Annotated in this window: 11 protein-coding genes; all 11 read right to left on the bottom strand. The window is 38.1% G+C overall.

All coding sequences use genetic code 11. The annotated features are described in order from the left end of the window. Window positions 1-236 precede the first annotated feature (236 nt). Window positions 237-971 carry a YdcF family protein gene (locus tag DB520_RS25895; RefSeq protein ID WP_114752704.1) on the bottom strand — a complete coding sequence of 245 codons (735 nt, stop codon included), beginning with the start codon at window positions 969-971 and terminating at the stop codon, window positions 237-239. A gap of 12 nt (window positions 972-983) precedes the next feature. Next, window positions 984-2081, bottom strand: a complete 1098-nt coding sequence (locus DB520_RS25890; RefSeq protein WP_114752702.1) for an ATP-grasp domain-containing protein — start codon at window positions 2079-2081, stop codon at window positions 984-986. Window positions 2082-2095: 14 nt separating this feature from the next. Continuing rightward, window positions 2096-2704 carry a sugar transferase gene (locus DB520_RS25885; protein WP_114752701.1) on the bottom strand — a complete coding sequence of 203 codons (609 nt, stop codon included), beginning with the start codon at window positions 2702-2704 and terminating at the stop codon, window positions 2096-2098. A gap of 116 nt (window positions 2705-2820) precedes the next feature. Continuing rightward, on the bottom strand, window positions 2821-3597 hold the full coding sequence (locus tag DB520_RS25880; RefSeq protein WP_262511334.1) for a sugar-transfer associated ATP-grasp domain-containing protein: 777 nt from the start codon (window positions 3595-3597) through the stop codon (window positions 2821-2823). A gap of 227 nt (window positions 3598-3824) precedes the next feature. Then, on the bottom strand, window positions 3825-4355 hold the full coding sequence (locus DB520_RS25875) for a GNAT family N-acetyltransferase (RefSeq protein ID WP_114752699.1): 531 nt from the start codon (window positions 4353-4355) through the stop codon (window positions 3825-3827). Next, window positions 4348-5547: a hypothetical protein gene (locus DB520_RS25870; protein WP_198675463.1), complete on the bottom strand. Its 1200-nt coding sequence runs from the start codon at window positions 5545-5547 to the stop codon at window positions 4348-4350. The genes DB520_RS25875 and DB520_RS25870 overlap by 8 nt, the downstream gene beginning before the upstream one ends. Next, window positions 5444-6625: a glycosyltransferase family 4 protein gene (locus DB520_RS25865; RefSeq protein WP_114752697.1), complete on the bottom strand. Its 1182-nt coding sequence runs from the start codon at window positions 6623-6625 to the stop codon at window positions 5444-5446. The genes DB520_RS25870 and DB520_RS25865 overlap by 104 nt, the downstream gene beginning before the upstream one ends. Continuing rightward, window positions 6626-7753, bottom strand: a complete 1128-nt coding sequence (locus tag DB520_RS25860) for a glycosyltransferase (protein ID WP_114752696.1) — start codon at window positions 7751-7753, stop codon at window positions 6626-6628. Then, on the bottom strand, window positions 7750-8868 hold the full coding sequence (locus tag DB520_RS25855; RefSeq protein WP_232835161.1) for a glycosyltransferase: 1119 nt from the start codon (window positions 8866-8868) through the stop codon (window positions 7750-7752). Before DB520_RS25855 ends, DB520_RS25860 begins: the two co-directional genes overlap by 4 nt. After that, complete coding sequence (locus DB520_RS25850) at window positions 8832-9845, bottom strand: ATP-grasp domain-containing protein (RefSeq protein WP_198675464.1); 1014 nt, start codon at window positions 9843-9845, stop codon at window positions 8832-8834. Before DB520_RS25850 ends, DB520_RS25855 begins: the two co-directional genes overlap by 37 nt. Further along, the gene (locus DB520_RS25845; protein WP_114752695.1) at window positions 9823-10959 is read right to left on the bottom strand and encodes a hypothetical protein; all 1137 of its coding nucleotides are present in this window, start codon (window positions 10957-10959) and stop codon (window positions 9823-9825) included. Before DB520_RS25845 ends, DB520_RS25850 begins: the two co-directional genes overlap by 23 nt. Window positions 10960-10961: the final 2 nt, after the last annotated feature.

Genomic DNA, 10961 nt, shown 5'->3' with positions numbered 1-10961 from the left:
TGTGCGGGATCGCATTTATCGCTTAAACCAACAAGTCCTCGCTAAAAAACGCTCATTAAGGCAGTTCTTTGTCTTGAATCAAACCAAAAAAACCTTCGCGTCCTTAGTGCCTCCTTTGTGTCCTTAGTGACAAAAACCTTTCGAAGCGAAAACCAACATTTCGCCTGTAAACTAATTTCTTAGTCTACAAGTCTCTCCGTCACTTAGTCTCTAAGTCTCTCCATCCCTTAGTCCCCCTAAAACCCCATCGTTGCCCAACCCGCATACTCATGCAGCAGAGTATGCCAATGCTCCAGGGCCTGGAGGGAGGGGACGTAGCGGGAAATCGGCTTTTCCCCACTGGGGTGGCGCTTGATCTTGAAGTCGCAGGGGGCGGGGATAACGGTGAGCTCGTTTTTTTCGAAGATCCTTCTTGCCCTAGCCATATGGGTGGCCGAGGTCACCAGCACCAGCTCCCCCACCCTGGGGAACTGTTCCCGGAAATGCTTGGCCTCCTCCCAGGTGGTCCTGGGGGTGCTGATCACCCTTAATACAGAATCCGGAACACCTAATTCCCTTGCCGCCTCGGCGTAGATCTCCGCCTGGGACATATACCCTTCCTTACCCGCGGAGGACATCACAAGTAGTGATCCCCTACCCTGCCGCCATAGGCGTATGCCTTCCAGCACCCGGGGGCGGTTCCCCTTGCTGAGCCAGTGGGTGGGACTGAAACGCTGGTCGGGAACCCCTCCCGCACCAAGCACCAGAATGGGGGTGCCGGGGGGAATCTCCCGGGCAATCAAAGGCCTGTGCTGCTGCTCCATGCGCACCACCAGCCATTCCACCGGGGGCTTAAACAAAAAAAGGCATATCCCTATGCCTATTATACTCAAAACCCTGCGCTCCCGCCAACACAACACCGCCGTGACCACCAAAAAGGCAAACAGCCAAAAGGCGGGGTTGATGATGAAATTGTGGGCAATATATCGCAACTTATATATGAATTAATTTATAGGCGGAAGTTTAACTTCATTTATATCTAGCAATGTATTTTTAATTAACTCATATTCTTTTAAAATTATAGGATTCTCATCAACATCTCTTAGAAAAATAAAATTTTCTTCATAAGAATACCTACCTTTCTTTATTGACTCAATTTTATCTGTCAAAAGATAAACACTATCCATTACTAAGTCAAAGCCAACTTCCCCCATAATTCCAGTATAAGCCATATGCCTAATATTAATTTCCGTAACAAATAATCGTCCATTGGAATCCTCCTTCAAATCAAAACTATAAACACCGTGGGCTTTAACTCCTGTTTTCGCTTGAATAACCAGCATCACTTGCTCACAAAATTCCAGCAGTCTATCTTCATTTATAAATCTCCCAAAAGAGGTATTCCCTGTAACTTTTGAGGGAGCAATATCTGCCATCACATATTCAGCACAATGTAAACCAGCATTTTTTATCATCTCCCCATCAATATACATCATTTGATTGGCTAAATGGCGTCCTGTCAAATATTCGCTAACTGTGAACTCCGGAATAACTTTATGGATAAAAAGCCAAGCCTCCAGTTCTTTTTTAGAATTTACCTTTAGTGATCCAAGGCCTCCTGATCCAACGGAAGCACGAACCCAACAAGGAAAACCAATTTCTAAGTCAATCACTTCGAATTTTGGGGATTCTTGGTTTATAGTTATAGTTTTGGGAATGTAAATTGTATCATTGAGTAACTCTCCCATTCTAGCCTTATTTATCAAAGCTTCTGTATGTTCCACTGGAGGAATAAAAGTAGAGCAAGGAAACTCACCATGTTCTTTAAAATATTTCCCCCAAGCCAAAACCTCTTGTTCAGGTTGGACAAATGCAAAATCAATATTGAATTCATGAATAATCGATTGAATTGAATTCCAATAATTTTTATGTGTTGCTGAAGGAATTACTCTAGCATAATCCACAAGTCCTCCAATATAGAAACCTAAAGCTCTGTGGTTAATATCAACACCAACTAATTTAGCCTCTGGCAAAAGAGACCTTAATCTATGCGCGATAGAACGGGGCGTTGGGCCTCCTATACCTGTAATTAATATATTCATATACTCACAATTAATTAATTCTTGCCGTTAAAAGGCTGCATTGGTCTTTCCTTAGACTGATTAATGCCTTCCTGTTTGAATACTTTATAAATATTCAAAATCACTATTTTAACATCCAACCAAAAACTTAAGTTATCAACGTATTCAATATCAAGTTCAAACTTTCTGGTCCACGATATAGAGTTCCGGCCATTGACTTGAGCCCAACCGGTAATCCCCGGCCTTACTTCATGCCGCCTTAGCTGTACTTTGGAATAAAGGGGGATATATTTGAATAATAGGGGTCTAGGCCCAATCAGGCTCATATCCCCTTTGAGAACATTTATCAACTGGGGCAGTTCGTCTAACGAAAATTTACGGATAATTTCTCCAGCACGGGTAATCCGGTCTACATCAGGTAGAAGTTTGCCTTCCGTATCCCTATTATCTGTCATGGTTTTGAATTTAATTATCTTAAATGGCTTTTGGTGCCTACCAGGTCGCATTTGATAGAAAAATACCGAACCATTATTTTGAACCAGAAGGATGATATAAATTAAAGTAAAAAAAGGGCTAAAAAGAATTAAGGCGAATACCGCCCCTAAAATATCTTTTGGTCTTTTAAGGAAATTAATAAAAGTCATGCTATAATGCCATATCGATTAATCTGATTAGAAACTCTTTTTATTAAATCTCAACTTAATTAAATTTTTAGAAACAATTTGTATTACTCTTTACGATTATTTGAATCATCGTTGCGCTATAATCTATATTTTTCTAAAATTGGTTTTAATCCTTGCTTAACCGGCAACTGCCATAGGAGTTTGCACCAGTCATGGTTGCCTTCGATCAAGCCTGGGCCCTTGTTAGTGATGACGACATCCCACCCTATGGATCTGTTTTGTGGATGCTTTAGGGCAGCCTTTTTGACCATTTCCAAAGTTTCGTGCCAAAATGGCACCTGAAACCCCTTAATCGTTACCTGTGTAACTGGATGAATTATTTCATCTGGTTTTGTAATATCACCATACACCCCTGCCCCTGTAACTTTTCCACTCTTTTCATCTAGAGGTGCAGCCAAATTTCCTGCAGCCATATTGTCAACCGGCGAATTTACTGAAACCCTTAACCTGCATCCCAGCAAATCCACCTCCTCTTTGTCATTGAGTTGTGTAAAAATACGGACTGTATTTACCGCTGAAGGGGATAACCGATTTAAATCCCGATGTTGCACCAAAAATTCTTCAACAAGATCATAGTCCTCCCTTTGCATGAAATCCAAAAGTGATTTGACCGTAAAGCCTTCAGTATTCCGGATCAGAACTCCCTTCCCACATTTTCCATCGGCCACTTTGAACACGATTTTACCGGAAGAATTGGCTAATAAGGACTCTACCAGTCCACTATTTTTTTTAAGATCTTCAAAATCGGCTACCAGATGCACAAAAAATTCTCGATAATATTTATAAAATAGGGTTTTATCGTCCAAGATATGCCGCTCAGATTTAGGGTTCATGCGCAGTTGGTATTCATACATGTATCCTGTTCCTGCCCAACAACTCTTTTCTAGAGCATTCTTCTCATAAAATTTGAACTGAAAATATTCTAAAGGAGCTATATTATACGTTAGTGAATCAAAAATTAGTTGTTTCCAAATTGAAATTTTTTTCTTCTTAGTAAGATCAACAATATATTTGCTAAACTTTTCAAATTTACCAAAGTCTAGTTCTTTAAAATAATATATTAAATAGAGTATTCTTATCACTATTTTTTAACTTTTAAAATTTTAAAAAATAATTTTTCGAACCGAGTACACTCCGAATACAAAAAAAATCCGCATTTATAAGCTAGATTTTGAGAAGTCATGTTATTTGTATCTGTAATATACCATAAATCACCGAATTTTATATTTTCTAGGTATTGTAAAGTAAACTTCATCAATATTTCACCATAACCTTGTCCTCGCTCATCCTTATTCACCTTCACATAGGTAATTTGAAGATCATTATTTTCCATAAAATCCCATTTATAATATTTTGGAACTAAAAGTAACGAACCGATAAGTTTGTTTTCTTTGTAGGCAAGGATTGCATGATAATTCCTGTTTTTAAACACTTTTAGATAGTGGAAAACCCAAAAAGATAAATACTTTTTACCATAACCTTTTGGTATAAAATTTTTAATCGAGGGTCTCCAAATTTCAAATTTCAAAATGGAATTTTCTGGAAAACTATTAGTACAAGCTAGATTCTCTTTGAATAATTTAAAAAGCAGTATTTTAGGATGATTACCCATTTGTCATCATCGCTGTAAGAGATTTGATTGATTTAAACTCCACGTCAGGCCATTTATTTACAATTTTACTAAGAAGTTTTTTCAATTCAGTCAATCCTGTTTTCCTATTGTTGGCATCAATATGCCCACAGAAATTTACTCTATGTGAAGAAATAATTGCTGGTTTATTCCATTTAAAAGCGGTTTCTATTTGACTTAAAGCTTTTTCAACATGATTAATATTTGAGCAAGTCGGTTCAAACACAACATTTCGAACAATATGAATCATATTGATTTCCTTATTTAGTCTGAGAGTTGACATCCTTCTTTTATACTTGCCAAAACCAACATGGGCCGATTCAAAAAAAGCCCTATTGACAGCTATAATTCCTAAGCTAACCAAAAATCTCTCCAATGAATTAGGGAATGCATTAGCAGGTGGAGTAAATATAGATGGCTTATATCCATACACTTTCTTAAAGGATTCCATTCCATCTTGGAGAATTTCAGGAAACTTTTCTATATCTTTAGCTGGGTCCCAAAAAGAGAAGGCAGCAGTCCAACGCACGAAAGGATTATCCGAAGGTCCTATATTCGCCAAGGAACGGTTTTTCAATGACAAGAGCAAAGCCGGATCTTTTTTTGCCAGTTTTTCTTCAAAAACTTTTAAATTAAAATGTTCCCTTCCATGAAATTGTGGAAGCATTAATCCTTTCTTCATCCCCTCATTCCATAAATCCCAGGTTCCTCGGTAAGCTATGGGTTGATTTGCTTCGAGTTTTTTAAAGGTCTCAGGAAGTAACTCATATTGATATTTTTCAAAACCTTCCGATCGTAATCGTTCAAAATCAATATTACAAGGTAGTGCAAAAGGTGTAAAAATTGCAGGATTACCATGTTGGTCTTTGACAGAGGCAAGAATCTCATATAACATTTCCAAATCTTCCCTGGTTTCTAAAGTATCAAACCGGTCAAATCGTTGCTCCTCCTTTACAGGGTTTTTAGAATGGATGGCTTCGTAAGCCTTTTTGGAATCTAATCTGACGTTTCCATAATCGTCCACAGCAATCGCCACCAGTTTTCTTTTGGTTTTCCAGCCTGGTATATTTTTAATTTCCTGGAAAAGTTGATGGATAACTCTCATGTGATATATATAAAGCCACAAATTTATCTGCATTCTTTCTTCTAAAATGACTGGAAGCAATTTCTGCATTTTTTGAGTGTTGTTCCCATAGCTTTCTATTTTGGCTCAATTCCAATATAAAGGCTTCTGCTTGTCCCAAATCCTTTTCCTTGAAACAGGCTGCATGACCAAATTTTTTGGCATAAATGGACAATTCCGAATCCGTATCAGCGATGTAAAGTGAGGGAATACCAAAGCTCATCAAATTATAGGATTTGCTGGGAACACTTCCTTTTGAAATAGTCTCATCCAGGATGACCACCCCAAGATCCGACGCAGAAAGGGAATAGGGAAATATGACTTCTGACTGAAAGGGCAAAAATTGGCAATTCGGCAATTCCTTTTCTCTAACTAACTTCTCTAACACCGATTTTCTTGGGCCTCTTCCTATAATCTGGAAAAGGATATGCGAATGATCTTTCATTTTTTCCGCCAACTGAACAAGGTATTCTACCCTATGGGTCAATCCAATATTCCCAGAATACTGCACCACAAACTTCCCTTCCAAACCATGTTCCTTCACAAATGGGTTTTTTGATTTAGAAACCCTAGTGTTTTCTTGAAATATAGACCAAATAGGTTGTATAAGAATTGAATCTCTATCGACATATTGCCCCAATAGTTCCGCCATTTTATCCCCAATCGTAAAAAGGCGAAAAGCTTTTTTAAAGGAGCGTCTGTTTAACCTTGACCATACCCTATATAGGGGATGAGATTCCTTCATTCCTGTGATTTTAAAGGTGTCAGGGTACACATCCCAAATGACCATGCTGAAACGATTTGGCAAAATCAAATTAAGCAGATATCCCATGGGAGGTACGGAAACAAAGAATACTTCATGGTACCTATATTTGGTTCTAATCAACCAAGCAAATCTCCATAATGCTCGCAAATAAGAGACTAGCTTTTTATGTGCAGGTCGCTCAACCCAGCGGTGAATAGGATGGACGTTAATACCTGGATTTAATGCTTCTCCTTGCACACGGATACTCCCTGTAATTAAGGTAACGTCCTCAAATTTCTTAAAAAATGCATTGGCGAACCCTATCGTAAGGTAGTTTGAAGCTTGGTTAATAATGACTATTTTTCTATCATTAATTTTAGCCATTTAACCTTCTCTTGGTTTTGCATACTTTTCACAGATCTTTAAATATTTCCTCGCCCTTTCTTTAGGTGTATCAAAAATCCTGAGTTGATCCTTTCCTTTTTCAATTAATTCTTTCTGGAGGCCTTCATTTTGAATCAATTTTAAGATTGCCTTGGCTGCTTCTGCGGCATTTTGAGGGGAATAATACAAGGCTGCCCTCCCACAAATGCTATGTGCAAACCCCAAATCTGTGGTGACAATAGGCTTTTCCATAATCATGGCTTCGGGATAGGAAGCAGAAAAACATTCAGCCAGTGTTGGAAGAAACATGCCATCACATTCCCTGTATAAAGAAGGACATTCTACGGGAGGAACGGGACCTACATTAATTATTCCTCTCTGCTGTCCAATATGTTGATGAAAATCACCTTCTTCAAGGGTCAATATGAATTCAACATTGTCAATCCCCAGGATTTCCAACTCATCCTGCACTTTTGGGATAAGTTCCAGGTTTTTATGTCCATAATAGGATGAAACAGTCAACCAACGAAAGACATCACTGCGCTTAGGTGGAAGTTTATCCGGAAAAGATAAGATCTCCATGCGATACCAGGCGCTAGGGGTGTTGGTCACCGTATACACTTGATCGGTTTTCAATGCCTGCCTGACCCTTTTCTTCACATCATCGGTTTGTACGACATAGGCATTGGCCTCGTGTTTAAAAAAATGAAAATGAAGTTTTCTTTTAATGAAAAATCTAATTCGATCTTTTAAGGACCTATTTTGAAAAAAAGGAGAATCAGTGTATAAATACAATCCAAGGTTGTATCCAATTATTTGTGGGATTGAGGTTCGGAAATAGGTTGGCCCGGAAGTAGCGATGATAACATCTGGATTGATTGCATTTTCCGCTTGTTTGAGCATCCTGTGGATCCGGAAAGTTTTTCGAAACGTGATGGGGCCAAAATCAAAAAATTGGAAATTAAAATTATCAGGAAACTCCTCTAATTTAAGTGAATTTTTCACTCCAGGACCGACCCACACAAAATACTCATGTTCCGGAAATGCGCGGCACTCGTGTATAAAAGATAAGGCCACTTGTACGGCTCCTCCAAAACGTTGGTGAGCAGTGTTTATGACTATTTTCAAAACTTATTCTTGGTAATAAAATTAAAAAACTCATTGCAAATGTATTGCTGTTCAAATTTTTGGATTTTTATAAAGGCCTTTTCAGAAAAAGATTTCCTTAGGCATTCATCCTCCATCAACATTTTAAGTTTTTCCTTAAATGCATCAAAACTTCTTACTGGAACCAGAAAACCATTGACGCCATCTTCTATCATTTCACTTGGACCAGCGATACAGTCAAATGCCACGACAGGGAGTTCGGCCGAAAGTGCCTCCCCTATTACATTAGGAAACCCCTCCGAACTGGAAGCAAATGCAAAAATTGAGGCAATTTGGTAATATTTTTCTACATCCTTCACACCTCCCAATAGCTGAATCCTATCACCTGCCCCTAATTCAACTATATAGTTCCGATATTTTGTTAATAAATCATTATTCTTTGCATTTCCACCAATAACCAGTAATTTCCAATGAGGCATATTGATCTTTAAAAATAAATCGACTAATTCTTTAATGTTTTTGGTTGGGATAAGTCTGCCAACAGTAACTACAATTTTCTCTCTCTTATGAAATTCAGAACAAAGAATTTTACGAATAGGATTTCCGATCGTTTTAATATTATTGTTCCATTTTTTTTTTAAAGCATTATTAGCTGCATATTCCGTCTGACCAATAAATCCAGCTGCCTTGGGATAAAGTTTGCTTCTTAAAAAATTGTGTAGTTTTCCAAGATCTTTATCGGGTTGACTTCGGTCAGAAATAAACACAGGAAAAGGCAAACCGAGCAAAGCCAACAAGACAAAATTGTTCCACAATTCTCCAAAACTTAAAATGGAATTCGGCTTGATATCCATAATTTTTTTGCGAAGAAAAATAAGCGTTTTCAGCGTGTGTTGATTTCTTTTACTATCATCAAAATCGAAAGAAGGCCTATGGATATTTACCCTCGAAGATAACGGAAATTCTACCTTCCTTTCTTTACCAATCAAGATCAGGTCAACTGCAACATATTCTCTTCCAACAAACTCATTAAGAAGTAGAGACATTACCCTTTCCATACCTCCTAAGCCAAGAGAGTGAATGATACACGTAATCTTTTTCAATGGTATTCCTTCACTAACATTTCCACCATCCACCCCTGTGGATTAAACTTTCCAGGATTCCAATTCAACTCCTTATCCCAATATCCAGGACAAGGATCATAGACCTCTTTGACAAAACCGTAACTTACTTCTACTAAGAAAGGATTATTTTCCTTGTCAAAGACAAAATCAAAAGCTGCACATTGGGCATGTAATTTTTCATTGGCTTCAAAAGCCAGCTTTACACAGCATTCGTCAAATTCATTTTTGGCATAGGCAAAATTACCACTGCCAGAGGCCCTGAAATCACCTTTTCTTACATACCGTTTGAGGGCAAAGGCTTTTTCTCCTATCACGATAATGCGAGTATCAGAATTGTTATTTGGAATAAAGTCCTGAAAATAAACATAACCCTTTTCCTTTCCCAAAACTTGAGCATAAGGAGGAGTTACCCCAAACCTTAAGAGCCCTTTTATAGGTTCCCAAATCCCTGCCTTTCCTTCCCTGTATTTCTTCCACCTTTCCTTAAGCGAACCCAACTTGTCATAATTGTCAAATCCTTTTCCAAAAGCCCTTTTTATTAAAAAAAATGCCTCTTGTTGGCTATTCACCAATTTCACATTCACCGACCCAGCTCCACCCCTGAGTTTGAAAACTTTAGGAAAAGAAGTTTGGGAGGCCCATTCCACGGCTTCCTTCTTGTCATAAAAGGCATAAGTTGGGACAAAGGGTAAAACCAAACGCTCAAACAAGTATTTTTGTCCCAATTTATCATCGAAATGCCAACCTGTTTTGAAATCGGGAAATACCTTTAACCCAGTATGCTCCAATGCAAACAAAATCTGCTTGGCGATCACCAAGTCCTTCGGGTTCTGTTGGGAATGATGCCACATCAAAGCTTTACAGTCTTTGAGCTGATCATTCAGCTCATCGGCATAGCAATTTACTACCTTATATGGAATATTATTTTCTTCGCAATATGCTATCCACCTCGCATGGAAACCGGATTTACTGTTGTGTATGGCAATCATCAATAGATTGAAGTATATCTTGGCCCAATTCATCACTGCTTAAAAAGGTTACATCTGGCCATTTTTTAATAATGTTGCGCAAAAGCAGATCTAGTTTATTTAAAGAAGCATCCCTATGTTTGATGGACATATTACTCACATAATTGATCCTATGACTGGAAATAATGGCTGGCTTTTTCCAGAAAAAGGCTACTTGAATTTGTTGCATCGCCTTGTCCACCCAATCCTGTTCCTGATTCAGGTAAGGTTCAAACAATACATTTCTTACCAAATATATTTGACAAAAGGTGTTTTTTTCTCCCATATAATGTCGATATAGATTAGTCTTTTCTTGGTCAATAAGCGGACCTATCTGTCCTCTTTGGATCTGAATTATATCAACGCCTAATGCTTTCAAATAACCTTCTAATAGTTTTGGATAAATATAATTGGCTGCAATAAATGATTGGGAATTGAATCCAAAAACATTTTTGAACAAATCAAAACCTTCTTTTAGAACTTCTTTCATTGCTGAAAAATCCTCACTGGTCTCAGACCAGTAAGCAGCAAGGTAATTTTTCTGAAATTTGGAAGAGGTATGAAGCTTGGCTCCATAAAAATCATAATCAAAAGCCGCTCTTGTTTTTTCCAGACCTAATTGCAAATCCCTCATCCACAATGACACATTGAGGTGTTCCCGCGCATGAAACTGGGGTTGGATAAGTCTTTCATTTATGGCCTGTCTCCACAATGATTCCAAGTCCTGTCCATAATAATCTCTATAACTTTGAAAAAATGGGCGGTAATAGTATTTCGTAAAACCAACTTCTTTGATTTTTTGAAAATTCGGATTGGCCATTACCGTATTAAAAGTGAATTTAGGTGCTAGTCCAGTCCTGTTTTTATACTTACCCAAAATGGCCATCAATCCTTCCAAATCATCCTTAGTTTCCAGAGAGTCCAGCGAATCATATTTTGATAAATCCACCCGAATGCCAGCCTTTCGTAATTTTTCAAAATGCTTTTTACTCACCATGCGTATCGCTCCCCAATCATCGGACGCTATCACAAGAATTTTTCTATTGGTTCGCCAACCGGGGATATTTGTGAGGTGGTTTTTAAGACTTTGCAGCATCT

The organism is Pleomorphovibrio marinus (assembly GCF_003347495.1).
GTDB classification, from domain to species: Bacteria; Bacteroidota; Bacteroidia; order Cytophagales; family Cyclobacteriaceae; genus Pleomorphovibrio; species Pleomorphovibrio marinus.
Note: the sequence above shows the minus strand (reverse complement) of the source record. Positions and strands in the feature narration are given on the sequence as shown.